This window comes from Bacteroidota bacterium (assembly GCA_016715945.1).
Lineage (GTDB): Bacteria > Bacteroidota > Bacteroidia > Bacteroidales > F082 > JALNZU01.
Map to the genome: position 1 here is coordinate 1009737 of JADJXJ010000001.1, position 25734 is coordinate 1035470.

The following is a 25734-nucleotide window of genomic DNA, read 5'->3' on the forward strand; positions in this document are numbered from 1 at the left end:
ATCCAAAACAAAAAAGGCTGCATCACCAGCGCGACACAGCCTTTTAATTCACTTTGGAAATCAACAAAATGCAAGTTGGTGATCCGGCAACAGCTGCCCGATGCTCAGCTTATTTTTCGGCATGAACGCCAACACCTCCTGACCCACAGAATTGCTGCGCATTAATGCACCGGCAAGAATCTGGATCTCGGGCCAATATTCATGAAGCAGGTTGTTGGCTGCATCTCTGGCAAGACCGACCAGTACATTTGTCTTACGGCGCACCCTCGAACTGTCGGAAAAACCAGCATTGTTGCCCAGGGCATAAGTCAGCACCAGCTGTTCGCCCTGCCCGATGTCATAATTCTCGACAAGCATACCCGCCAGCATAGCAATTGTGTCCATCTCCATGCGAATTGGCAAAAGATTTTTATTCAGCGCCTTTTGCTCACTCAGAATGGTGCAGTAGGTCGAAATCATCTTCGCAAAGATATCCCTGGCCAGCACAAAGATATTGTTGTCTTCCACACTCGAGTTGATGATGCGGGCAAAGGCTTTTTCCCTTTTTGAGAGCACAATGCGACGGATTGAATAGCCTCGTATAAGCAATGATTTTGCCAGGGCCTCGGCCGAAATTCTGTAAGCCAGTGCTCGGCGCACCTCAGCGTCAGTCTCCGGCAGTGCAAATCCCATCAGGTGGGTGTCCAGGGCTTCCTCCACATCGTTGAGCAAGACCTTTTGTCGATTGTTGGCAATAGTTTTTCGCTTTATTTCTTCCACCAGGGCTTTGACAGAGGAGTTGGGGTGCCCCGTAGGCAGGCTTTCGTTGATGAGGCTGAGCATGTTTTCGTAGTCTCCCTCCACCTGATCGGGAAGCAGCAGCATGCGCAGATAATCCATGCGCTGCGCATCTGTCAGGTGATTCACCTCGTACACAAAACCGAAGCGGCCGTGTCGGATTAGCGCTTCATCAACATCTTCAAGGCGATTGGTGGCACCCACAAAGATGATGTCGCGGTTCGAATCCAGGCCGTCCATCCAGGTGAGCAGGGTGTCGAGTATTGTTTTAGCATCATACGCTACGTCCCCGAGCTTGTTAAAATTGCGGTTCGAGAATGCGTCAAGCTCATCCAGAAACACGATGCAAGGCGCATTGTGACTGGCTTTGCGGAGAAACTCGCGAAGCATGTTGGCGCCAAAACCCGCAAAAGGCTGGCCGTTGATCTCGGCAGCCGATTTGTAGAAAAAAGGAATCCCGGCCTCGTTGGCAAAGGCCTTGACCACAAAGGTTTTACCAGAGCCGGGAGGGCCGTAAAGCAACACATTATGCAGGGGATGAACTCCCAGCGCCTCGTATTTTTCGGGGTGACGGATCCCATCAAGCAACATGGCCAACTCTTTTTTCACCTCATCCATTCCGGCCACATCGCCCAGGGTGTGCGTCGATTCCATCCGGTTTACAGGCCCCAGTTGATCTCGGCCCGGCACTGATTCTTCCTTGATAAAAATAACCCCTTGCTCAACCTGATATTCGACAAAAAAGGCAACAGTCCTCTGCTCTTTCACATAGTCGGCAAACATTGAGGCATAATATGACATAAGACTTTCAATATCAGGCATTTCATATGCTTCGGCAAACCACCCCGAAGGGAAGCCTACTTTGAAAGGTTTGCTGAGGTTGTCGGTTTCGTGCAGCAACTCGCGCAAAAATTTTCTGAAATAAAGGACATACGTCTCCGGCATGACATGTGTCAGACGCTGCGACAAGAGGAAGCGTGCAGCAAGGTGTATCACATCTTTGTGCGAAATGCGCCCGAAGGCAGCATCGCCTGTAAGCTCGGCGTACGACCTCAAAAACTCCTGCATACATAGGCGGAAAAATTCCTGTAAGTTGATGGAGGCCTGTGTGATGCTGTTCGAAGGTGTGCTCAGGCTCAGCAATTTTTCGAAAAGTTCTTCGTCAGATATAATCGGAAAAAACTCGTCATCATTGTTCTCCTTCAGGTTTTCTAAAAGGAGAGCTTTAAAGTCATTGAAATGCAGGTTGAAGTTGCCCGCCAGCTCATCCGGGAGCAACACCTGAATCAATAAGTATTTATCCTCAAAAAGGTTATGCACCTCACCATCCAGGTGCGTGTAGAATAGCTTTTCATTAGGCAAATCCTCTCCCAGGTCGCCACCCAGCGAATTGATCAGGGCAGCGCACTCCTCTTCGTTGCGCAGGCGATTGAGGCGAATGATCACCAGGCTATTGGCAGGTGTTTTTGCAAGGATCTGGCGCATCAGACCGAACTTATCATGCCCCTCCTCAAACACCACCGGCTTTTTACCGGTCAGTCCGAGCGAAAGTTGATCGAGCATAGCCGCATCCCTCCGTCCGGAAAAGTAGAACACAGGTTCCACATGCCGGGAACCTCGCATGCGCAGCTGGGTTTTGAAGAGCTGGATGAGATTCCTGTAAAAATCGGCCAGATGTGGCCAACGTTGCGCCAGCTTTGAGGCAACTGATTCAGCCTGAACGATAAGCTGATGCGACTCATCATCCGCACGTACAAACCAGGCTGGATGAGGTACCACCTCCTTGAGCGCGTTGGCCAGTCCGGCAAGGTCTTTGGGCAATTTAAACTTTTTGGTTTTGAGCATTCTCCGCCAAAGTATGATAACTTTCATTTCAGGATCCTGGTCATCAATGTTCAGTTCATCAACAATTGATAACTCAGGATTGAAAAGCTGAACAATCTCGAAAGGCCAGAGAAAATCAGCAGTTTTCAAAGCATCCATCTTCTCCTGGCCGACGGGTTCCGGATGGTATAGCTTATCTTCTTCTGTCTGGAGTACCTCAGCCATCACTTTTCTACCCTGCATATGGAGCAACATGGCTTTTGCAAGATACAGTGGTTCGGGCATGATGCCATCCATTGCCATTGCCGCGAGTTTGACCTGTTCCAAGGGGCCAGTTTTTGGTTGTGTTTTCATGATTTTGTTGTATTTATTTGATTTACAGTTATTTAATTTTTTTTGAATAGCATATCATACAGGTATTCAGGGCAGATGGCAGGTGGTGATGTCATGCAACACCACGCCATCCCCCGCGAAGGAGATCAGAATTTTGCCGTAAATGAAGGGGGGGGGTTACTCTATGGCCTGCACAAAAAGGGTTGGTTCGACATGGGGTTGATTCACTGCTGAAGATTGAATCTACACGTAGCACATTCTTCGCAGTTCTGGCGCTGTCCAACGGGACAGACTCTTTAAAGTGTTGTGGGCCAGAGAGCTAAGCAAAGCTTAGTTTGCGAAAAAAATCGGTGACGTTACGAGCGTTTCCGACTTTTCAAATCTATACTGGTTGAGTGGGGATTGTCAAGTGGTTTATGAAACTTTTTTTTCAACAAGACATTAAGTCGAAAAAATCCTTTTGGTGAATAGGGAAATTTCTATCTTTGCAGCCGCAAAGCGCCAATGCAGGCATCAGTTCTTTTGATACGGAGAGGTGGGTGAGTGGCTTAAACCAACAGTTTGCTAAACTGTCGTACCTGATTAGGGTACCGGGGGTTCGAATCCCCCCCTCTCCGCAACTTTTGATGAAGTTTGAAGTAAACCACTGTAAACCCCACTGTTTACGGTGGTTTTCTGCTTTTAGGGCAGAAGCCGGATGCAACCGGATGCAGCATTTCCGGTGGAGTTTAGGTGGAGTTGAGATTTCATGAAAATCTGCTCCACCGAATTTGAGCCTAATACGCTGATTTGCAATACATTGCAATGTGCATGATGGGGAGTTTAACCCTATGTTTCACCCTAAAAAACTTTTCATCATGGCATCATCAAAATTCAATGTGTTGTTTTACGCCCATCACATCCGCATGGCGCGAAGCGCCAATCCTAAAAGCCAAAGCCCGGCCCAAACTTGTTTGAGGTCGGGATTAGGCTTTTAGGAACCGCCCTTCAGGGCGGGGCTGATGGGGTTGTAGCCTCACTCAACGGGATCAGCGAAGCTAATCCCCCTTCTCCGCAACTTTTGATGAAGTTTGAAGTAACGGTTTGCTTGTTGCCGCAGTTGGCGATTTCGGATAGACTGTTTACTAAACTGTGTCAAGGTTAAGAAGTAGAAATGATAACTTTGACAACATGAAGAAGGAAAAATCATTTGATTACAGCTCATTTGAGCGTGAAGCAATTGAGAAGTTAAAATCGGGCAAGCCATTGGTGGGAGCTGATGGGATATTTACGCCATTGATTAAGCGCATAATTGAGTCGAGTCTTGAAGGCGAGCTTGATGCCCATCTTGAGGAGAGTTCAGAGCCCAATCGGCGAAATGGTAAGATGAGCAAGCAGTTGAAGACCAGCCTTGGGTTGATAGAGATTGAGACACCAAGGGACCGTAACAGCAGTTTTGAGCCTCAAATTGTAAGGAAGCGGCAAAGGGTATTGAATGAGGAGCTTGATCAGAAGATCATACCTATGTATGGACTCTGATTAAGCTACAGTGACATTCGCAAGCATTTGCTTGAGGTGTATGGAGTTGATACCTCGGAGTCGACGCTGACAGCGGTTACGGACCGGGTTGTTGAGGAAGTGAGGCAATGGCAGCAAAGGGCATTAGAATCTGTATATCCGATAATCTGGATGGATGCTATTCATTTTAAGGTAAAGGAAGATGGCAAGATTATCAATAAGGCTGTTTATTTTGTCATTGGCGTAAACCGCGAGGGCTTTAAAGATATCCTTGGAATGTATCTGGGACAGTCAGAAGGGGCCAGTTTTTGGATGGATGTTTTGACTGATCTTAAGGCCCGAGGGGTGGAAGATGTTTTCATTTCCTGCATTGATAATTTAAAAGGGTTTTCACAGGCAGTTGAAGCCATTTTTCCACGAACTGATGTGCAGTTGTGTGTCATTCACCAGGTGCGCAATACAATGAGGTATGTTCCATACAAAGAAAGTAAGGCCGTGATGAGTGACATGAAGAAAATCTATAAGGCTCCAAATAGGGAGGCTTCGGAGCTGGCTTTGGAGGAGTTTTGTCAGCAATGGGAAGCCAAGTATCCCTATATTGAAAGAAGCTGGAAGCAGAACTGGGAGCTTCTGACCAATTATTACAAGTACCCACCTGAGATAAGGAGACTAATACATACCACCAACGTCATTGAGAACTTCCATGGCAGACTGAGAAAAGTAACCAAAACAAAACGGGTATTCAGTAGTGATATGGCATTGATGAAGCTGCTCTACCTGGTTCAGAAACAGTTTGTGTCTGAAAACTGGCAATTACCCATGTTCGCATGGAGGACCATTCAATCACAACTAAGGATTATTTTTGATGAACGATTTACATGCAATAATTTTTCTTTCCCAAAAACCCGTTAATGGGTGGGGGTCTTGGGAAAGAAAAATTATAGGTTGACACAGTTAACTGAACAGAGCCGCATGGTATAGGCGATAAACTCACGAGTGACTCCCAAAACTTAGGCTTGGAGGCGCAAGTTCGGTGCATTGATTTCATTTAACAGTCACATTGAACTCAGAGAAATATTTGCCTAAAGATTGAATTACAACGCAAGGAATTACTTGAACAAATAGACTTCAACTTTTTCCAGATTGATTCCTTTGGTATCTCAATGTTCTGGTTCTCCACCAGAGTTGACCTTAACAACATGATTGTAAACAATATCTTAAAATACATTATCCAATAGTTGATTGAAATAAAAAAATTTAAATTTCGTCGCCAAACAACCAAAACAATGAAAATGCTGAAAACAACACTCTGCCTGGTTGCCTGGATGTTCGTAATAATAGGCGCCAATGGTCAGCCTTTCTCCACCGGATTGATTTTCGACGTTCCCAGTTACAGGGGCACACCCTACAAGGCCCGCCTGACAGCTGCAAGTTATGCTTCTGTACCCTCCTCGGCTTCGCTCGAAAAGTATTGTCCCACGCCCGGTGATCAGGGCCGGCATGGCACATGCGTGGCTTTTGCGGTGGCTTACCATACCCGTACCATTCTCACTGCCAAGCAGAAAAACATCACCAATCGTGCTGAGATTGATAAGCTTGTCCACTCTCCCACATGGGTGTATGAGCAAATTAAGAATCCGTCGGACAGCGATTGCCAACAAGGATCAAATCCAATACTCGCGCTTGAGCTTTTGAAGCAAGACGGCTGCCCAACCCTCTCGGTGCTGCCTTACGCCTGCGGCCTGAATATCACTGAGCAAGCCAGGATGAATGCCCGCGACTATCGCATCGAGGATTATCAGATACTTTTTCTGCCGGATGAACAAAGCGCCCAGGTGAAGATCCAGACAACTAAAAAAGCCCTGGCCGAAGGTTACCCGGTGGTGTTGTGTTTTGTGGTTCCTGAGAGTTTTTACCGCCCTGCCGCTGTATGGATTCCTGCCGCGGGCGATGATGGTCCTTCGGGACAACACGGCCTTCATGCCATGACAGTTGTAGGTTATGACGACAACAAAAGCGGTGGGGCTTTCAGGGTACTTAATTCCTGGGGACCTGATTGGGCTGACAACGGTTATGTTTGGATCAGGTATCCTGATTATGCCAAATTTGCCATTGGTGCGCTTCAAGCCTATCCCGCGCGTTTACCCGAGCCGGAACCACCCAGGCCAGAGCCAAGGCCTGAACCTCAACCCACGCCACCACCTGCCATCACCAGTTTGTCGGGAGTAGTCGAGTTTCGTCTCAACACCGGCGATCCCATGCCTGTGAGTCGCGTTTCGGTGCGCAACCTAGTGATAGAGGACGATGCTCCGGTGGAAAATTACAAGGAAGACCTGGTGGCTTACCGCATGGACCGCGACTACCCCAGCGGCACACGCTTCCGTTTTTACCTGACCATCAATACCGACTCTTACATCTATGCGTTTGCTACCGACCTCTCAGGTAAAGTGAACAAGCTTTTACCTTTTGAGGATGGCATGTCGCCACGTGTTGGACCCAACAGCCAGATTGCCTTTCCATCTGAAACCAAGGTAGTGCGTCTCGACGACAACAAAGGCACTGATTATATGCTCATTCTGTTCTCGTCCGAAAAACTTGACCACAATGAAATTCACCGCGTCATGAACCAGACCAGGGGCGGTCTCTCGTTCAAAATCCGCAAAGCGCTGGGCGATAAGTTGATTCCACCGGGTCAGGTAAAATACAAGCCCTATGAGGTGGGCTTTGAGGTGGATGGCAAAGTACAGGGAAAGGTCGTTCCATTGATGGTTGAGATCACGCACATTTAGCACCTTTTCAAATTAAGGGCAAGACTTTTCAGAGAATTCTATCGCAGTTGTACTATGATAGTAAATTAACACATTGTAAATCAACCTCATTCTTTGCATCTCGGAATCCAGCACTTTGCTATCGGTATGTAATTTTAATGATCAAGCCCATGAAAAAGATCGTAAAACACCTGTGGTTATTCGGCATCATCCTCTACTTTCAGCAGTTGGCAATCGCACAGGAGCCCAGACTTGTGCTGCCTGCTATCGGAGGCCGACCTGCCTCTGCATTGATGGTGCAAAATGGTAAATACCTGTTCCTGGGCAGTGGTGATTTCGGCAGCATATGGGAAACATCTGGCGGGCACATGCTGCTTACACAAAAACCGGGTTGGTGGGCAGCCGTGGAAGCACCCGATAAGCGTACGGTAGCTCTTGTGAAAAACCATAGAGTATATTTTTTTGATCTGGAAGATTTCCGTGTTACCGACTCGGTGCGTATTGATCAGTTAGCAGCTTTGGCCTATGCAGCCGATGGTTCACTCTACGCGGCAATCAACTATCGAGGCAGTCGTGTCATTGCACTTGTTGACCGACAATTAAAAGATAAAGTGGATATCTTCTCAACCACCGATTATAAACCCGGGAGCAATACCGTACTCAGCATCAGTCGCGACGGAAGATATGCCCTTCTGGAACCTGAAAAAAGCCCAGCTCAACTCATCGACCTGCAAAACCGTTCGTTAATTCAAAGTATAAACGAGCCCAAAAGCAGGTTCTATTTCATGCCTGGTGGAAAGCTTGCGGCGATAGAAGAAACCGCAGAATACCAATACATATTTAAAGTACTTCATGTGCCCTCCCTTCGCGAAGAGTTTCGTTTTAATGGATCCACCCGGTCTTTGCCATTCTCACATGGCAAAAACACCTTTTGGCTCGACGACAACCGATTGATGGTCTGCCAGGAGGAAACAAGCGCCGTGGTTGACTTTGGCCGCCGAAGCGTTAGCCCAGATTTTAAATATCATTCTACCTATGCACCAGCAAGTGTCCACACTGCAGGGCGGGTTTCGCAGGGCGTGACACAAACCGTCCTTCGGATTATTACTTATCCAGGTAACAAAATTGAGGAATGGGACATTCGCACCGAACAATACAGGAAAATACGCGAGATAGGCGCTTCCGTCATATCACCATATTATACAAGTCTGGCACCTGATAGATTCAGCATTCAATTAGGTAAAAAAAAGGAGGCCACACTTGGCCGCACAGTAATGTTTCGGAAAATTACTGCTCAGAACGATAAAAGTGTGTACTCACCTGACGGTCAATTCAGATACCATTTTGGAAACGCAACCATCTTCTCGAAATACAAAGTAACTGATCCGTCAGGCAAAAGTATTGCCTGGTTGACAAATGGTATTAATGAGCCTGTTTACAGTGTAAAACTAAATAAGCGAGGCAACATCGCTTGCCTGGTCACCAGCATTGGCACGTATGTAGTGGATGCAGATAAGATGGAGTTTCTCCGGGAAGTGAGGGTAGGCAAGGATGGGGAATTCACTATTGATATCGATCTGGGTTGCTTTATTGATAACGACACCAAATTCGTAGCTGTTGGCAAATTCACCGACAACACATTCAAAACCTATTGCTTTAACGTAGCTACTGGAGCCATACTGTGGTCTGTACCAGGTAGAAACACACATTTCAGACAAACCCCGGAAGGCATCCTGTGCTTCAATCGCGACGAACAACAGATCAAATGGCTGAACCCGCAAAATGGCAGTACCATGCGGACCCAGGATCTCGGTGGTCCGATTGGCAGAAATGCCCCTACAATACTTACTATTTCCATTTCCCCTGATAACAAACAGATCATATACACAGTAAACGAAAAATTGTTTTTTTACGATATAGCGAAAAAGAACCGGGTTGCCGCTGAATTCAACGAAAGCCAATCCTCGTTTTGGAGCGTGCAATATTTTCCACACAATCCCACCTTTGCAATTTCGGTTGGCGATGACGGGCGAATCATGCTTTGGAATACGAAATCTTTTCAACGCCTGGCGACGCTCTACTTCTTCAACGACACCGACGATTGGGTATGTATGGCCCCCGGAGGACGATTTGATGGTTCGCAAAGCGCATTGAACCGCCTCTACTATGTCCTGGGAAAAGAGGTCATCCCTTTGGAGCGATTGTTCGACCGATATTTTACACCCGGCCTGTTGGGGCAGATTATTGGCGACAAATCTCCGGCCCCACCCACGCCGCCAGACGAAGAAAACATCAAGCGCCTCAAGCGTCCCCCAGTGATTGCACTCAGATACGAGGATAAGCAACGCAATCTGGTTGTGGATGACGACATTCCTACTTACAACACTTCATCTTCCGAAATAACCTTGATTGCAGATGCCACGGCCCTTGAGGATGTGATTGTTGAAATCCGTCTGTTTCACAATGGCAAGCGCACCGATGGCAACACCCGCAACCTGGTAATTGATGATGATGACAGAAGCCAGAGACTCAGCCGGACTTTTGTCGTATCGCTAAATGCCGGAGAGAACCATTTCAAGGCCGTTGCCCTGAACAGCCAGCGCACGGAGTCGGTTCCTGCAGAGTTAAAAATTATCTACACCCCTCAACGACCTGCACCCCCTTCCCCACCTGGAAGCCTGAGCGACATGAACCTCTACATGGTAGTCGTAGGAATCAACCAGTACAAAAATCCCCGGTATAACCTCAATTATGCGCTTTCGGATGCAACTGCCTTTTCCAATTCACTCAAACAGAACGCATCGAAACTTTTTAAAAACATTGTTTTAGAGCTCGTCACAGATCAAAACGCGAGCAAAGACGGAATCCTGCAGGCATTTGAGCGGGTGAGAGCAAAATGTGAAGCAAAAGATGTGTTTGTGTTTTACTACGCCGGACATGGGGTGATTGCCGGCGACAAAATGTTTTACCTCGTACCACACGATGTGACGCAGCTTTACGGCAATGATGAGGCTCTTGCCCGCAATGGCATTAGCGCCAACATGCTCAAACAACTTGCCACTGGCATTAAAGCTCAGAAACAGCTCTTTGTGCTCGACGCCTGCCAGTCAGCCGGTGCATTGGAGCAGGCAGCTCTGCGCGGAGCCGCAGAAGAAAAAGCCATCGCCCAACTTGCCAGGGCTACCGGAACACACTGGCTCACCGCCTCGGGCAGTGATCAGTTTGCAGCCGAATTTTCCCAACTTGGGCATGGGGTTTTTACCTATACCCTGCTTGAAGCACTAAAAGGCAGCGCCGATAATGGCGACAATAAAATAACCGTCAAGGAAATTGACGCCTACCTGCAACAAATGGTTCCAGAATTAAGCGCCCGTTACAAGGGCAGCCCACAGTATCCGGCAAGTTATGGTTTTGGAAATGACTTCCCGCTTGCCATACCCAGATAACCAGTGAATATCAAATCAACAGCATAACTTTAAAATATATCAGCCATGAAAAAAACATTTCTGATCATTTGGTGCTTACTGATTTCGACCATTGCCAGTCCACAAGAACATCCTCAGCTGGTTTTACCTGTGCTCGATTTATTCGATATCACAGGAATTCATTTTGTACCAGGAAAGAACTTATTGGTTTCCTACGGATCGGACGAAAACTTAAAAATCTGGCAGGTGGGCGATGGCAAACAACTGGCAGTCATAGCACTCGAAAGCTATGAAAAAGTCAATGATCTCTCGTTTTCGCCGGATGGTAAAACCATGGCTTTCATCACCACCTACAATCGCATCTATTGGACAAATACCGAGGATTTTAGCATGCAGATGATCGAAGGTATGGCTGAAAGCGATGCAATGCTGCAGTTTGAATTCACCAGTTGTGCTTTTAGTCCGGATGGAAAAACATTGTACCTGGCTGGTGGAAACTATTTTGAAGTCGCAATCTGGACCATTCCCATTCTTGGTGAAAAAACTACCAAAATCATCCAAACTGCTGGTGAACCTCAGGAAATGGATGCATCTGGTGCTGACCCTGTCAAGGGAATTAAAAGGTTAATCGTGTCACCCAACGGCAAAAGCATCTTTCTGACTGCCGGAAAAAAGACCATTTATCAGTTTAATGTCGCCAACCGAAGTATCCAGAAGTTGCCCGGTACCGCAGCCAACGATTTTGCCCTGCTTCCCGATGGACAAATGCTTGTTAGTCTTGCAGATAATGACAAAACTCAGGTGAAGCTGTTGAATCAATCATTGCAAACCATTGGCAACTTCCAGGTACCATTTCCTGTGGTTGGGCTCAGTTCATTTCCTCGCTCAGGGAAGTGTATTGTTGCCGGTGCCGACAGATATGCTGTTTTGGATATCCAAAACAGAAAAGCCGAAGGTCCGTTTATTCTTCCGGTTCAGAATATCAGGCAGATCAGTATTGATGAGCATGAGTCCAACATTGCCTATGGCGGGGTAAGCGACGAACTTTCGCGATTGGCCATCCGTAATCTCAAAAGCAACAGCGACGTTGTCGAAATGGGCATACCACTATTCCAGGCCGGAAAGATTTTTTCGAACACCGATGCTTCATGGTACCTCACAGCCAAAAGTTTTCCCGGGCACATTAAAACTTTTCATATTCAGCAAGGGACAATCCAGATAAAAACCCTCCCCATGGCCGAAACCATCGGACAAGCAGCTCTTGGCAATAAAAGGCAGGCAGTTTTCTGGGAATACGGCAGGCAACCCAAAACCTTTGATGCGTCTGCTCAAGATGTTCGTTATCAAACTTTCACAGAGATTAAGCCTGACAATGGATTGGTTTTTTCGGAAGAAACGTCCAGGGCCGCAGTATTGACGAATTACGGCATTTATGTGTACGATGTGGCCAAAGGCCATCAGGTGGCACACCTGCTTCACCGACCAGAAAGCAAAGAAGTGAACCAGATGTATTATGCAGCTTTTAGTCCTGATGGCAGGTTTCTTGTGGCTTCCTACGGTGCCTACAACACCATCATGGGAGTAAAATGCTGGGATCTCAGCACCGGATCAACGCTTTGGCATCTGGAAAAAAGTGAGTTCGATAACTTCAAATACTCTGCCGATGGAAAACAAATAATTTGCATTGAAAACGGACGTACCCAACGAGCAGTACGCTGGCTGGAGGCCTCAACCGGGCAAACCCTCAAAACAACACCGATTGACATGCCTCAAACAAAAATGCTTAAAGTAGTATATGCGCCCGACAACAGTACATTTCTCGACCTGGATAGGCTTGTTCTCTATGAAACAAATTCCGGACGCAAACTACAAAAGTATGTGCCGAATGGTAAGCCATATGGGGCAACCTTAATGGCAAATGGCTATTACGCATTGGTTGCTTATACTTCAAGTGCTCCGGAAGACTACCTCATAAGCAAAATTGTGCTTTATGATTTTTCGAAAAATCTGGAATTGGCCACATTATATCTATTCGACGACAGCAACGACTGGGTGCTCATAACACCCGGCGGACATTATGATGCGACGCCCGGCGCAATGCAGAGAATGTACTACCGCCAAGGTCGGAACCTGATTGGCCTTGATGCATTGGCCGACAGGTTTTATTACCCGAGGCTTTTCGCTAAATTACTCGACGATTACACCCCACCTTCAAACGACAATATCAATAAAATCAAATTACCTCCGGTTGTAAAAATTGGAATACCAACAACACAACGCAACCTGATTGTGGAAGAGGAGGTGACAAATATCCGGAATTACACGGTTCAGCATCAACACATTAAACTAAATGTTGAAGCTACAGCGCTTGATGATATTGTGGAAGAAATCCGATTGTTCCAAAACGGAAAACTGGTGCAGCGTGCCACCCGCAACCTTGTGATTGAAGATGACCCCGGCCGTTCCATGATAACCATTGAATTTGAACTTTCTCTTATTGAAGGCGAGAACCACTTCCGGGCAATAGCCATCAACAGCCAACGGACCGAAAGTGCACCTGATGCCATAATCGTGAACTACAAACCTGCATCTAAGCCAGAACAATCCACAGCAGATATCAACCTTCATGCTGTTGTAATCGGCATCAACGAATACAAAAACCCGCGTTACAACCTGAATTATGCCAACGCAGATGCCAACGAATTTGCCCAGGTCATAAGTTATGGCGCATCAAAACTATTCAAGGAGATCAAAGTGCACCGCCTGAGCGACAAAGAAGCCACACGCGATGGTATCATCTCGTCGCTTGAACAAGTCGCAAAAGCTGCAATGCCTCAGGATGTATTTGTTTTTTACTACGCCGGCCATGGGGTGCTCGATGATCAGAACCAGTTTTTCCTCGTACCTCATGAGGTTTCGCAACTCTACGGCAACGCTGAAATGCTTGCCAAACAAGGCATCAGTGCACAAACACTTCAGTTTTTTGCAAAAGAAATCAAAGCACAAAAACAATTGTTTTTACTGGATGCCTGTCAATCAGCGGGTGCATTACATAATGCACTTGCAATGCGTGGTGCGGCAGAAGAACGTGCCATTGCCCAACTTGCACGTTCCACCGGAACACATTGGCTCACCGCATCGGGCAGTGAACAGTTTGCAGCTGAATTTGTCCAGCTTGGGCATGGTGTATTCACCTATACCCTGCTCGAAGGACTGAAAGGCAAAGCTGACAATGGAGATAACAAAATTACTGTCAAGGAAATAGACGCTTTCGTCCAACAGATGGTTCCCGAACTAAGCGCACGCTACAAAGGCAGCCCGCAATATCCGGCAAGCTTTGGATTTGGCAATGACTTTCCTATAGTTGTCCTACGATGATTGAGCAGCTTCTGCATGATCGTCTGTTCTACAAATTATGATTTTTCGAACCATGTATTGACTTAAGTCCCCCCTTACCGCCCGATTACCAAATTTGCAATCGTTAAAACCAAACAAAAAGGCCATCCCTGTCGGATGGCCTTTTTGCCTGATTTACTGGTTCTTATACACCAGCTGTCCATCTTCGAAATCAATCAGCAGCGGATGTTCCGGACGTACCTCACCGGCAAGGATCTTCTTCGACAGCTCGTTAAGCAGCTGTTTCTGGATCACCCTGCGAACCGGACGGGCGCCATATTGCGGATCGAAGCCGGCATCGGCAATGTGCTCAAGTGCCGCACGGCTGATTTCGACCATGATGCCATTTTTGGCCAGCATCCTGCGTGCCTGATCAAACTGCATGCGCGTAACCTCGACAATCTGCTCGCGATTGAGCGGACGGAACATGATGATGTCGTCGATGCGGTTCAAAAACTCCGGCCGCAGCTGGGCACGCAGCATCTCAAACACCTTATTGCGGGTTTGCTCAAACACCCGCTCATCCACTTCGCCTTCAATATGGCCCAGGCGCTCCTGGATGATATGTGAACCGATGTTGGAAGTCATGATCACAATGGTGTTCTTGAAGTTCACAGTGCGGCCCTTGTTGTCGGTGAGCCGGCCATCGTCGAGCACCTGGAGCAGGATGTTAAACACATCGGGGTGGGCTTTTTCGATCTCATCGAGCAGAACCACCGAATAAGGTTTGCGCCGGATGGCCTCGGTGAGCTGGCCACTTTCGTCGTAACCCACATATCCGGGAGGTGCACCAATGAGGCGCGACACGCTGTGCTTTTCCTGGTATTCCGACATGTCGATGCGCACCATGGCATTCTCGTTGTTGAACAAAAACTCAGCCAATGCCTTTGCAAGTTCGGTCTTACCTACACCTGTGGTTCCCAGGAAGATAAACGACCCAATCGGTCTGGAGGCATCCTGCAGTCCTGCCCGGCTTCGCCTGATGGCATCCGAAACGGCACGTATGGCCTCGTCCTGACCCACTACACGCTGGTGCAGATGAGCTTCGAGTTGCAGCAGTTTTTCGCGCTCGCTTTGCAACATCTTGCTCACGGGAATGCCCGTCCAGCGCGACACGATGCCGGCAACCTCCTCAGCACCAACCTCTTCGTTGATCATGGGCTTGTCGCCCTGCAAGGCACGCAGCTTTTGCTGAGCTTCCTCTATGGCGCGCTCTGCTTCGCGGATGCGTCCGTAGCGGAGCTCAGCCACCCGTCCGAAATTGCCCTCACGTTCTGCGCGTATGGCCTCGTTCTTAAACTCCTCAATGAGCTGCTTTTGCTTTTGAATCTCTTCGACAAGCGTTTTCTCGCTTTGCCATTGGCTGCGCAGGCGGTTGCGCTCTTCGGTGAGTTCAGCTAGCTCTTTCGAAATGCGGTCGAGTTTGTGCTGGTCGTTTTCGCGTCTGATGGCTTCGCGTTCAATCTCCAGCTGGCGGATTCGGCGCTCAACAATTTCCAGCTCTTCGGGCAACGAGTTGATTTGCAGGCGCAAACGTGCCGCAGCCTCATCAATCAGGTCGATGGCCTTGTCGGGCAGGTAGCGGTCAGTGATGTAACGTTGCGAGAGTTCGACAGCCGAAACAATGGCTTCGTCGAGAATACGCACCTTGTGGTGGGTTTCGTAGCGTTCCTTGAGCCCCCTCAGAATGCTGATGGCATCTTCTGTGTCGGGTTCGTCCACCATCACAGGCTGAAACCTGCGCTCCAACGCTTTGTCGTTTTCGAAATATTTCTGGTATTCTTTGAGTGTGGTAGCACCGATGGCACGAAGTTCACCACGCGCCAGGGCCGGTTTGAGGATGTTTGCAGCATCCATAGCGCCTTCACTTTTTCCTGCTCCCACCAGGGTGTGGATCTCATCAATAAACAGGATCACCTCGCCTTCGCTGGCCACTACTTCCTTAACCACGCTCTTAAGGCGTTCCTCAAACTCACCTTTATACATAGCCCCGGCAATGAGCGCACCCATATCGAGCGAATAAATCTGCTTGCTCTTTAGGTTTTCCGGCACATCGCCATTCACAATGCGGTGGGCCAGACCTTCAGCTATGGCAGTTTTTCCCACCCCCGGCTCGCCAATCAGTATGGGGTTATTTTTGGTACGCCTCGACAGGATCTGCAGCACGCGACGAATCTCCTCATCGCGACCGATTACCGGGTCGAGCTTCCCTTGCCGGGCAAGGTCGTTAAGGTTGCGTGCATAACGTCCAAGCGCTTCAAGCGACTGCTCAGCGGAAGGGGTATTCACTTTCTGACCCTTGCGCAACCGGGCTATTACCTCTTCGAGCGCCATGCGGCTGATATTGTTGTCTTTCAGCATCCGGCCTGCAGTGGTGCTGGAGTCAAATATGGCCAGCAACAAATGGTCGATGGCCACATACTCGTCGCCCATTTCACGCGCAATGGCCAAAGAGGCTTGCAGCGTGCGGCTCAGCTCGTTCGAAAAATACTGCTCTCCGCCCTGCACCTTAGGCAATGCCTTGAGCGACTGATCCACTGCACGTGTAAAAACATCCGCGTTAACGTCCAACTTGCCCAAAATATGCGGCATGATGTGGGTGTCAGCCAACAACAAACCTTTGAGCAGGTGCAGGTTTTCCACCGCCTGATGGCTGTGCAGCCTGGCCTGCTCCTGGGCATGCTGTATGGCTTCCTGTGCTTTATGTGTAAACTGATTCAGATTCATAATTCATTTTTTTCAGGCTGTGGTCAAAAGTCATACCACAGCACAACTCATGTCATTTTGTCAGCATTAAAAGATGTTATAATTCAAATTACTATCTTTAAAACTATAGCCTTACCCTTTGATATCCAGATGTTTAAAATTTTGTAAAAATATATTTATGTCATTTTTGCAGTTTTTCTGATCATTCTTCTTTTTCCAGCTGTAAGAAATGGACAAATAAATACCATACCTGGGAAGTGAGGGCATGGAGGGGCATAGAGAGTTTTTTAACCACAGAGGACACGGAGGGGCACAGAGTTTTTTTTACCACAGAGGGCACAGAGGGGCACAGAGTTTCTCTCTCTCTGTGTATCTCTGTGTTCTCTGTGGTGAATTGTTTTTTAACCACAGAGGACACGGAGGGGCACAGAGTTTTTTTACCACAGAGGGCACAGAGGGGCACAGAGTTTCTCTCTCTTTGTGTATCTCTGTGTTCTCTGTGGTGAATTGTTTTTTAACCACATAGGGCGCAGAGGGCCACAAAGGTTTTTTTAACCACAAAGGGCACAGAGGGGCACAGAGTTTCTCTCTCTCTGTGTATCTCTGTGTTCTCTGTGGTGAATTGTTTTTTAACCACATAGGGCACAGAGGGGCACAGGTTTTATTTACCAGAGTGGGCACAGAGGGGCACGGAGTTTCTCTCTCCGTGTATCTCTGTGTTGGTAATTTCCAGATAAAAAAATTATCACACGTAATATTGAAACGCCAGTTTCTTTTTAGTTCAAGCTTACAATCCCACGAAACTGGAGTCCGGTATTTTACCATGCCTCCTGAGCAATTTGACCGAAAACAGACATTCCTGTGCCAACAGCCGGATTCAGCCACAAAGGCTTGTTTTCAGATACAAACATACCTGGTCCGAATCAAAAATCCAATCATCAGATTAACGTGGTTCTATTCCGTTAAACAAGTTATAAAATGAAATGCCCCCTTGAAAAGGTTGAGGAGGCATGGTAAAATCATGAAATTAAAACCAAAGCTCACTTATTCAAGCCGGAGCACCGGCCAATGGCTTCGTTGCCTGAGCTCAGCAAATTCTTTGTAATTGATAAGCCCATACATTGATTGAGGCTCCAGGGCGAGTATCAGCCTGAGGTTGTATATCTGATTGAGCGGAACGTAGATATAACTTTGAAAATCAACGCCCTGTAAATATTCCTTTTCCACCAATGCCAGTTGATTGGCTATTTCTTCATCCACACTTTCAACAAAACCTGAAAAGCGATACCTGCTTACCTGACCTTCCTCAGGGCTAAAGCCTGTTGAAATGAAGCTGTTTCTGTTTAACCAATCTTTCAGTAGCGGCTCATTTTTTGGAATGAGGTAGCCTTTGGGAGGCATGACATCGAGTGTGGAGACCACTTTATTGTGGTAATTTTCGACAAGGAACACGGTGTCGTTTCCGGTGGCCAGCGAGCGGAGCGGATAAGCCAGCGCCTTTCCGTCGGGGAAATGCTCCTGTCGTATGGAAACCGGAACCGGCAGCTCTTGTATCATATTGCGTGCATCTTCAACCATCGCAACAACTTCCTTGCGGTTCTGTACTGCCCACGAAATCAATGCCTCGGCTGTAAGCATCTGGCTGTGTGCACGCCGCTCAAGCCTGTGTAGCGAATCGCGGCCATTCATTCCTTCCACGATGACCGAAAATGTACCTGTGATGGCAAAGCTCTGCCGCCCGTCGTCAATATCTGTTGTGCTGCGCCGCATTCGCTCGCCTGAAGGCAGGTGTCCTAATGTGTATTCGAAGAAACTATAATCGTACGAACGCAGCCTGCGCTCCACATACGGAAGCAGGCGGTTTGCGAAGGCATAGCGTATTTCTTCGCTGGTGTTGAGATTTGTTGGCCCGCCCAGCTGGATGTCGAAGTTGCGCAGGTAGCCAAAGGCCTCCCAGGTGTGGCCATAAGGGTAATATTCATGAAAGTCGGCAGTAAAATGCGGATCGAATTTGTCGAACACCTCCTGGATGATGCGGGTTTCGGGTTGTTGCAACAGCAAATGGTCGCGGTTCAGGTCGCCGCCCATGGCATTGCGCCTCTGGTGCAAGGCCAGTCCCATGGGGTTGCACATGGGAAGCATAACAACTGAGGCATGTTTCAGCCAATGGTCGTGTTTACCTTCGGCCAGCAACCCGGTCAGACGCAAAAGCCCCTCCATTCCGGCAGGTTCGTTGCCGTGCTGCCCGGCAAGCAACATGATGCGGATATGATTGTCCTCGTTGAGGGTGGTATCAGAAAAATAAACTATTGGAAACAGGAGGGTATCGTTCAATGCATTGATCTCCAGCCTAATTGCCGGATGCTTTTCTGCACATCGTTCGAGAAAGTGCAAGGCCTCGCTGTTGCTTGTCAGTTGTGTGTAGGCGACCGTTTCGGCTGGTGTGAGCCAGCTGTTGCGCTGCTTGCAGGCGTGCTGCAGCAAAGACAATAAAACAATGAGAACCAGGACAATCGACCGCTTTAGAAGTCTCATAAACATCAGGAAATTGATTCCGGTTTGCCGTCGGGCAAGATCAGGGTAAAAGTAGATCCCTCTCCTGGTTTGCTGCCCACCATCAACCGGCCTTTATTGCGCTCTGCAAAGTCCTTGCACAAAATGAGCCCCAGGCCGGTGCTTGGTTCACCATCGGTGCCAGGACGGTTGACCTTACTGTCGAGCACAAATAATTTATCGATCATTTCCTGCGTCATGCCAATACCGGTGTCGGTCACCTCAATGGAAACATATCCATCCGGGTTTCGGAAAGCTCGTATTTGGATGCTCCCACCTGTAGGGGTGAACTTGATGGCATTCGACACCAGGTTGCGCAGGATGGTGAAAAACATGTTTTCGTCCACAAACACTTTCAAACCGGCCGGTATATGCAGTTTTACGTCCAGCCGTTTTCTTCCAACGGCCTCGCCATTCAGTTCCAGGGTGCGATCAACAACTCCCGTGATTTCAACCATTTCCGGACGAATGACCACCTCGTTGCGTTGCATGCGCGACCACTGCAGCAGGTTGTCAAGCAGGCCGTACAGCGATTCAGCCGAACGGTTCATGCCCACAGCAATTTCCTTCATCTCTTCCCGACTCATGTCATTAATGTCTTCCACAAAAAGTCCGGTCAGATTCATAAAAGCGCTGATCGGGCTGCGCAGGTCGTGTGCAATGATAGAGAAAAGCTTGTCTTTTTGTGCATTGAGTTCCCTGAGCTGGCTTTCGCTGTTGCGTACTGCTTCCTGCAGTTTGTAACGTTGGGTGATATCGTGCACGATGAGCAGCTTCCCCATTACTTGCTTTTTATGGTTGAGAATGTCCGACGAGCTTACCAGCGTGATGCGTTCTCCTTCTTTACTGCCAAGACGGAGTTCTATCAGGCCTTCGCCGGGTGTATGGCACAACTGGAGCAGTTCATCATAGCCCGGCCACAATTCATCAATCGCCTTGCCAAAAGGGGCTTTGGGCCAGCCAAACATCCGATCGGCCATCGGGTTGCAGTCAACCAGCCTCATTTTTTTGTCAATCACTAGCAGCCCATCGCCCATGCTTTTGAACACATGTTCCCGCGCAATTGGCATCAGATCGAGCATCCTGAACCTGAGGATGCTCACCGACATCAGCAAACCCGAAACAGTGAAGGCAAATGGGGTGGGGTCGATGTTCTTGATGGGCATAAGGCCGGTAAAATAAAGGGTAAATGCAAATAAAGGCACAAAAACAGCCAACAGCAGCAAAGCCAGCTGATTGCGAAACAACGAACGCTGCTGGAAAAGCTTTTTCAACAGCACAGCCAGCGCATAAATATTCAACAGATAGGAATAGATCACGTGGACATAGTACCAAAAACCAATCTCAAGACGAAGCAATGGTATCGGCCCATCCCGACTTAACTCCACGCTTTTGTAATACAGCTGATGATGTTCGTGGGTAATTGCCAGGAACATGGTAATTGAGGGAATAATGGCCAGATACCCCACATGGCTGCTTCGAATGGTGGTTTCGATGCCGGCATAGTTGAGAATGACCAAAAGCATCAGCAACGAGACCCAGGGAATGGCCAAGTATTCCAGCTTAAGCCAGAACTGCATCATGGCCTGGGTGGTCGAAGCCAGCTCCATGGCATAGGTGAACGACCAGACGGCAATGGAAAGCATGGACAGGGCAAATATTCTGCCTCTTGGCGCATAACGCTTTTTCGCTGCTTCATATGCAAGTAAAGCAGACACCAGAGCTGGCAGCAGCAATACTATGGCGTAAGCATTGAGTTGCATGATACTTTGGCTCACTTGAGCAAAGGTAAGCCAAAGTTCAGGGATTGAACAAGAGTTGAAAAATTTTACCCGTTTATTTCACTTTCAGCCTGAGATATTGTCTGAAAGTAAAACAACTTAAATGTCAATCAGCAACAGGTGCACTTTTGAGCACTTCGAGGGTCAGATCCCAGAACTTCTGCACCGATGCAATTTCAATGCGTTCGTCTGGCGAATGTGCACCTCGTATGGTTGGCCCAAACGAAATCATATCCATGCCGGGATACTTGTCACCGATGATGCCACACTCCAGTCCGGCATGTATTGCCTTAACCTTTGGCGCCATGTTAAAGAGCTGATTGTAGGCACTTTCGGTGATTTCCCGGATTTTTGATTCCGGATTGGGTGTCCAGCCGGGATAGCCGTTGCTGTGGGTAACTTCGGCCCCGGCAAGCTCAAATACCGCCCTGACCATGTTGGCAATGTCGCTTTTTGCCGACTCTACCGAGCTGCGCTGACTTGTGGCTATGAGGAAGTGGTCTTCCTTCATGCGGATGGAAGCCAGGTTGGTGCTGGTTTCCACAAATCCGGGTATGGTTTGCGAATAGGCAATCACCCCATGCGGACAGGCATACAGGCTACGGATTAATTTGTGCTGGGCCTCGGCATCAACCACCTGTGCAGGCGTTTCATCCGGGATATTGATCTGGATGAATAAACCGCCATCAGAAACATGGTACTCATTGCGGATATCGGAAGCGAGCTTCCCGAGCTTTTGCACGAGCGAATCTTTTTGCCCGGGTTCGATCAGGAACACAGCTCTGGCTTCGCGTGCTATGGCATTGCGCAGGTTGCCTCCCTCAACAAAGGCAAGCCGGATGTCAAAGTTCCTATCAGCTTCCCAAAGCATCCGGTTCAGTATTTTGTTGGCATTCCCCAGGCCTTTGTGGATATCATCGCCTGAGTGTCCGCCTTTGAGCCCACCCACATTAATTTCTACAGCCACCTGCCCTTCCGGAGCCGGTTCAAGACGGTAAGGAAGCTTGATTACGGTATCCTTCCCGCCGGCACATCCGATGAACAACTCCCCTTCGTCTTCCGAGTCGAGGTTGAGCAGGATGCGACCTTCCAACAGATTGGATTCTAGGGCAAAAGCGCCTGTTAATCCGGTCTCTTCGTCCACTGTAAACAGGCATTCGATGGGGCCGTGTGCAATGCTGCTGTCAGCCAGGATGGCAAGCTGGCAAGCCATCCCAATGCCATCGTCGGCGCCCAGGGTGGTGCCATTGGCTTTCACCCATCCATTTTCGACTTTTACCTCAATGGGGTCGTTGTCGAAATCGAAATCCTTATCGCTGTTTTTTTCGCAAACCATGTCCACATGGCTCTGAAGCACAATGGTTTTGCGGTTCTCATATCCTTTTGCTGCGGGCTTGCTGATGACCACATTGCCCACTTTATCCACTTTGTAAGGCAACTTATGTTGTTCCGCAAAGTCGACGAGGTAACGGATGATTCGTTCTTCCTTCTTCGAGGGGCGTGGCACGAGCGTAATTTCTCTGAAATAGTGCCAGATACCACTGGGTTGCAAGGTGTTGAGTACTTCGTTCATATCACCTGGGCAGGTTTGTTGGGTAAATAATTCTGGATGATTTTAATTAGATCAGCTTTACGGTAAGGCTTCGGCAGAAAACCATCGCAACCAGCTGCCAGACAGGCCTTCCGGTCGTTGTCCATGGCATAGGCGGTTTGCGCAATCAGTGGCAGATCGGGCCGGAGTTGCTTGATGATGCGTGTGGCAGTGAGGCCGTTCATTTCCGGCAGGCGGATGTCCATCAAAACCAGTTCGATGTTTTTCTCATTCTGCACCGCTTCCACAGCCTCCAGACCCGTGTAGGCAAAAATCAGGTTGGCACCGCTTCGACGCAAATATGTGTCAATCAATGCCTTATTCGAGACGGTATCTTCCACCACGAGAAAAGTTCGTCCGCTCCAGTCGGGCATATCAACCTTAGTGTTCGAGCCGATAGCAAACAATTCAATCGCCATAAGAAAGGTTTTTCAGGTAACTAATTTCAGCAGCAGGGTCGGCAGCGCCAAACACGGCCTGACCAGCCACCAGGATATCCACACCTGCCCGCAAAAGCTGCGGAGCAGTGTTTCTGTCCACTCCCCCATCCACTTCGATGCGCACCGAACAGCCGCATTGGTCAATCATTCTTCGGAGCCTCAGTATTTTATCGAGAGTGGACGAAATAAAGGTCTGTCCACCAAATCCGGGATTGACCGACATAAGTAAAACAAAGTCAGTAGAAGACAGAATATCCGTCAGCAACTCGACCGGACTATGCGGATTGAGCACCACACCTGCCTGCATACCCAACTGCCTGATGCGATCGAGCGTGCGGTGGAGATGGGTGCTGGCTTCATAATGCACCGAGAGCATCTGTGCACCGGCATCGCGAAAAGCTTCGAGGTAGCGCTCCGGCTTCTCAATCATCAGGTGCACATCCAACGGCTTGGTTGCAACACGGCTGATGGCCTTCAGCACAGGCATGCCAAAGCTGATGTTTGGCACAAACAGGCCATCCATCACATCGCAATGGATCAGGTCGGCTTCGCTGCGGTTGATCATCTCCACGTCCTGGCCCAGTGCCAGAAAATTGGCCGACAGCAGGGATGGGGCTAACAGATGTGATTTTTTTGTACTCATTTGCCAAGCAAAGATAGTTGCCTGCGATACACCCGCTCCATGCCGTCGCGCAACGAGATGCGGGGTCTCCAGTCGAACTTGCTGAATACCAGATCCATATTGGCGTAGCGGGAGTGCACACCCACGGGCTTGTCGAGCAAAGGCTTAATGGTGGGCTTGTAGCCTGCAATATCGCCGAAAAGCTCAATTAGTTCGATAAAGCTGGTCAGCTTCCCTGATCCGATGTTGTAAGCCGAGCCGTCGGACACATTGTCGAGCAGCACAAAGATGAAATCGAGGATGTCGTCAATATGCACAAAGTCGCGTCCCTGCTTGCCGCTTCCCCATACCTCGAAAGGGTTTTCGCGTCGGGCTGCCCGTGCGGCTATGGCCGGCACGGGGTAAGAGGTCTCCTGGTCTTCGCCATAACCACTGAATGGCCTGATGCACACCACACTGATGCCGTAATATTTTGCCGCAATCTGCGCCAGAAACTCACCGGTGAGTTTCGACCAGCCGTAAGTCATATCAGGTGTGCCCAGGTTGCCACCGAAGTCAATGTCGCTTTCACGCAAGGCCACCGCAGCCTGATCGGTTTGCAGGCTCACCGGATAGGCCGCACTCGAACTCGGGTAGAGCACACGCTCCGGCTTGTGCTGGGTAACCCAATGGAAAAACTCTGCATCAATGCTCAGGTCGAGGGCCACCATCATCGGATCGCCTTCAATCTTTAATCGTCCACCGACGATGGCCGCAAAATGGAAAACATCGCTGAATCGCTCAAAATCAATTCCATAGGTGGTTTGCAAATAGTCGGGACGACGGCGCATCTCGAACAGCAGATCCCTGAAATCGCCTTTCCAGAAAAACAGCCTTTCATCCTGGCCGATGACTTCCAGGTCGCCGCGCATGGTGCTGGTATAGCCGGGCAGCCATTCGGAGGGGTGGCGACCAATCGAAAGGTCATCCACCATATACACATGATCGGTGGTGGTTGCAAGCAGCCGCCTTACCATGTTGCGCCCCACAAAACCGCAACCACCGGAAACGAGATGAATTTTCATTAGGATATATCTTCTTGAATATTAATTTGTTCTGCGATTGAATATTGATTCCCCATCTTTTGGAATGCCAGCGAAACCAGCTCCGCCAGAAAACCTGTGACAAAAAGTTGTGTACCGAGAATCATGGCCAGCAATCCAAAATAAAACAGCGGGCGCTCGGTCATGCGGTAGGCTTCATGGAAAAATTTGGCATAGGCCAGCTGGCCGGCAATGATAAAACCTGCCAGAAACATCAGGCTGCCAATGCTTCCGAAAAGGTGCATCGGCCGCTTGCCGAATTTGGTGATAAAAGTAATGGTAAGCAGGTCGAGGTAGCCCTTCATGAATCGGCTCATGCCATATTTCGACTTGCCATAACGTCGTTCACGGTGTTCGACGACCTTCTCCCCTATTTTGTCAAATCCAGCCCATTTGGCCACCACCGGAATATACCTGTGCATTTCACCTTGAATATCTATGCTTTTCACAAGATCACCCCGGTAAGCTTTCAGGCCGCAATTAAAGTCGTGCAGCCTGATGCCGCTGATCAGGCGGGTGGTCAGATTAAATATCTTCGAAGGCAAGGTTTTGTTTATGGGATCGCGACGTTTCTTTTTCCAGCCCGAAACCATGTCGAACCCCTGATTTTCAATCATCTGGTAAATGGCGGGTATTTCGTCCGGGCTGTCCTGCAAATCGGCATCCATGGTTATCACCACCCGGCCTTGTGCGGCTTTGAAACCAGTGTTGAGCGCAGCCGACTTGCCATAGTTTCGCCTGAAACGTATCCCTTTGATTTCGGGCCATTTGTTGGCCTGATCGCGGATCACTGCCCAGGAACCATCGCGAGAGCCGTCGTCCACAAAAATTATCTCGTAAGTAAGCCCTTGTCCGGAAAGCACTCTTCTGATCCAGCCGGCCAGCTCCCCAAGCGACTCCTCTTCGTTATAGACCGGTATGACGATCGAAAGATCCATG

General features: G+C 48.8%; 12 protein-coding genes, 1 tRNA gene and 1 pseudogene. 5 read left to right on the plus strand and 9 right to left on the minus strand.

The window, feature by feature from the left end; all coding sequences use genetic code 11:
• Positions 1-60: 60 nt before the first annotated feature.
• Positions 61-2928, minus strand: coding sequence for an AAA family ATPase (locus IPM52_03750; GenBank protein ID MBK9290732.1), 2868 nt, complete (start codon positions 2926-2928; stop codon positions 61-63).
• A gap of 535 nt (positions 2929-3463) precedes the next feature.
• On the opposite strand from IPM52_03750, the gene IPM52_03755 reads away from it, so the two are divergent.
• From IPM52_03755 to IPM52_03775, 5 genes and pseudogenes are all read left to right on the plus strand, one after another.
• Positions 3464-3551, plus strand: a tRNA-Ser gene (locus IPM52_03755).
• Positions 3552-4104: 553 nt separating this feature from the next.
• Positions 4105-5343 (plus strand): annotated as a pseudogene (locus IPM52_03760) (IS256 family transposase).
• 380 nt (positions 5344-5723) lie between these two features.
• The gene (locus tag IPM52_03765) at positions 5724-7220 is read left to right on the plus strand and encodes a DUF4384 domain-containing protein (protein ID MBK9290733.1); all 1497 of its coding nucleotides are present in this window, start codon (positions 5724-5726) and stop codon (positions 7218-7220) included.
• 149 nt (positions 7221-7369) lie between these two features.
• Positions 7370-10645, plus strand: a complete 3276-nt coding sequence (locus tag IPM52_03770; GenBank protein MBK9290734.1) for a caspase family protein — start codon at positions 7370-7372, stop codon at positions 10643-10645.
• A 45-nt stretch (positions 10646-10690) separates the two neighbouring features.
• On the plus strand, positions 10691-14002 hold the full coding sequence (locus IPM52_03775) for a caspase family protein (protein ID MBK9290735.1): 3312 nt from the start codon (positions 10691-10693) through the stop codon (positions 14000-14002).
• 153 nt (positions 14003-14155) lie between these two features.
• On the opposite strand, the gene clpB is transcribed toward IPM52_03775, so the two are convergent.
• From clpB to IPM52_03815, 8 genes are all read right to left on the minus strand, one after another.
• Positions 14156-16747 (minus strand): ATP-dependent chaperone ClpB, encoded by a 2592-nt coding sequence (clpB, locus tag IPM52_03780; GenBank protein ID MBK9290736.1) that lies wholly within the window; start codon positions 16745-16747, stop codon positions 14156-14158.
• Positions 16748-17770: 1023 nt separating this feature from the next.
• Entirely contained in the window at positions 17771-19261 is a 1491-nt protein-coding gene (locus tag IPM52_03785; GenBank protein ID MBK9290737.1) for a succinylglutamate desuccinylase/aspartoacylase family protein, read from the minus strand.
• Positions 19262-19266: 5 nt separating this feature from the next.
• On the minus strand, positions 19267-21042 hold the full coding sequence (locus IPM52_03790; GenBank protein ID MBK9290738.1) for a PAS domain S-box protein: 1776 nt from the start codon (positions 21040-21042) through the stop codon (positions 19267-19269).
• A gap of 124 nt (positions 21043-21166) precedes the next feature.
• Positions 21167-22633: an aminoacyl-histidine dipeptidase gene (locus IPM52_03795; protein ID MBK9290739.1), complete on the minus strand. Its 1467-nt coding sequence runs from the start codon at positions 22631-22633 to the stop codon at positions 21167-21169.
• Entirely contained in the window at positions 22630-23070 is a 441-nt protein-coding gene (locus IPM52_03800) for a response regulator (GenBank protein MBK9290740.1), read from the minus strand. Before IPM52_03800 ends, IPM52_03795 begins: the two co-directional genes overlap by 4 nt.
• Positions 23060-23734 (minus strand): ribulose-phosphate 3-epimerase, encoded by a 675-nt coding sequence (locus IPM52_03805; protein ID MBK9290741.1) that lies wholly within the window; start codon positions 23732-23734, stop codon positions 23060-23062. The genes IPM52_03800 and IPM52_03805 overlap by 11 nt, the downstream gene beginning before the upstream one ends.
• On the minus strand, positions 23731-24777 hold the full coding sequence (locus IPM52_03810; GenBank protein MBK9290742.1) for an NAD-dependent epimerase/dehydratase family protein: 1047 nt from the start codon (positions 24775-24777) through the stop codon (positions 23731-23733). The genes IPM52_03805 and IPM52_03810 overlap by 4 nt, the downstream gene beginning before the upstream one ends.
• Positions 24777-25733 carry a glycosyltransferase family 2 protein gene (locus IPM52_03815; protein ID MBK9290743.1) on the minus strand — a complete coding sequence of 319 codons (957 nt, stop codon included), beginning with the start codon at positions 25731-25733 and terminating at the stop codon, positions 24777-24779. Before IPM52_03815 ends, IPM52_03810 begins: the two co-directional genes overlap by 1 nt.
• Position 25734 lies beyond the last annotated feature (1 nt).

Coding starts and splice junctions, on each gene's coding strand:
- IPM52_03775 (MBK9290735.1), top strand. CDS start 10,691: ATGAAAAAAACATTTCTGATCATTTGGTGCTTACTGATTTCGACCATT.
- IPM52_03815 (MBK9290743.1), bottom strand. CDS start 25,733: ATGGATCTTTCGATCGTCATACCGGTCTATAACGAAGAGGAGTCGCTT.
- IPM52_03795 (MBK9290739.1), bottom strand. CDS start 22,633: ATGAACGAAGTACTCAACACCTTGCAACCCAGTGGTATCTGGCACTAT.
- IPM52_03790 (MBK9290738.1), bottom strand. CDS start 21,042: ATGCAACTCAATGCTTACGCCATAGTATTGCTGCTGCCAGCTCTGGTG.
- IPM52_03810 (MBK9290742.1), bottom strand. CDS start 24,777: ATGAAAATTCATCTCGTTTCCGGTGGTTGCGGTTTTGTGGGGCGCAAC.
- IPM52_03770 (MBK9290734.1), top strand. CDS start 7,370: ATGAAAAAGATCGTAAAACACCTGTGGTTATTCGGCATCATCCTCTAC.
- IPM52_03800 (MBK9290740.1), bottom strand. CDS start 23,070: ATGGCGATTGAATTGTTTGCTATCGGCTCGAACACTAAGGTTGATATG.
- IPM52_03805 (MBK9290741.1), bottom strand. CDS start 23,734: ATGAGTACAAAAAAATCACATCTGTTAGCCCCATCCCTGCTGTCGGCC.
- clpB (MBK9290736.1), bottom strand. CDS start 16,747: ATGAATCTGAATCAGTTTACACATAAAGCACAGGAAGCCATACAGCAT.
- IPM52_03765 (MBK9290733.1), top strand. CDS start 5,724: ATGCTGAAAACAACACTCTGCCTGGTTGCCTGGATGTTCGTAATAATA.
- IPM52_03785 (MBK9290737.1), bottom strand. CDS start 19,261: ATGAGACTTCTAAAGCGGTCGATTGTCCTGGTTCTCATTGTTTTATTG.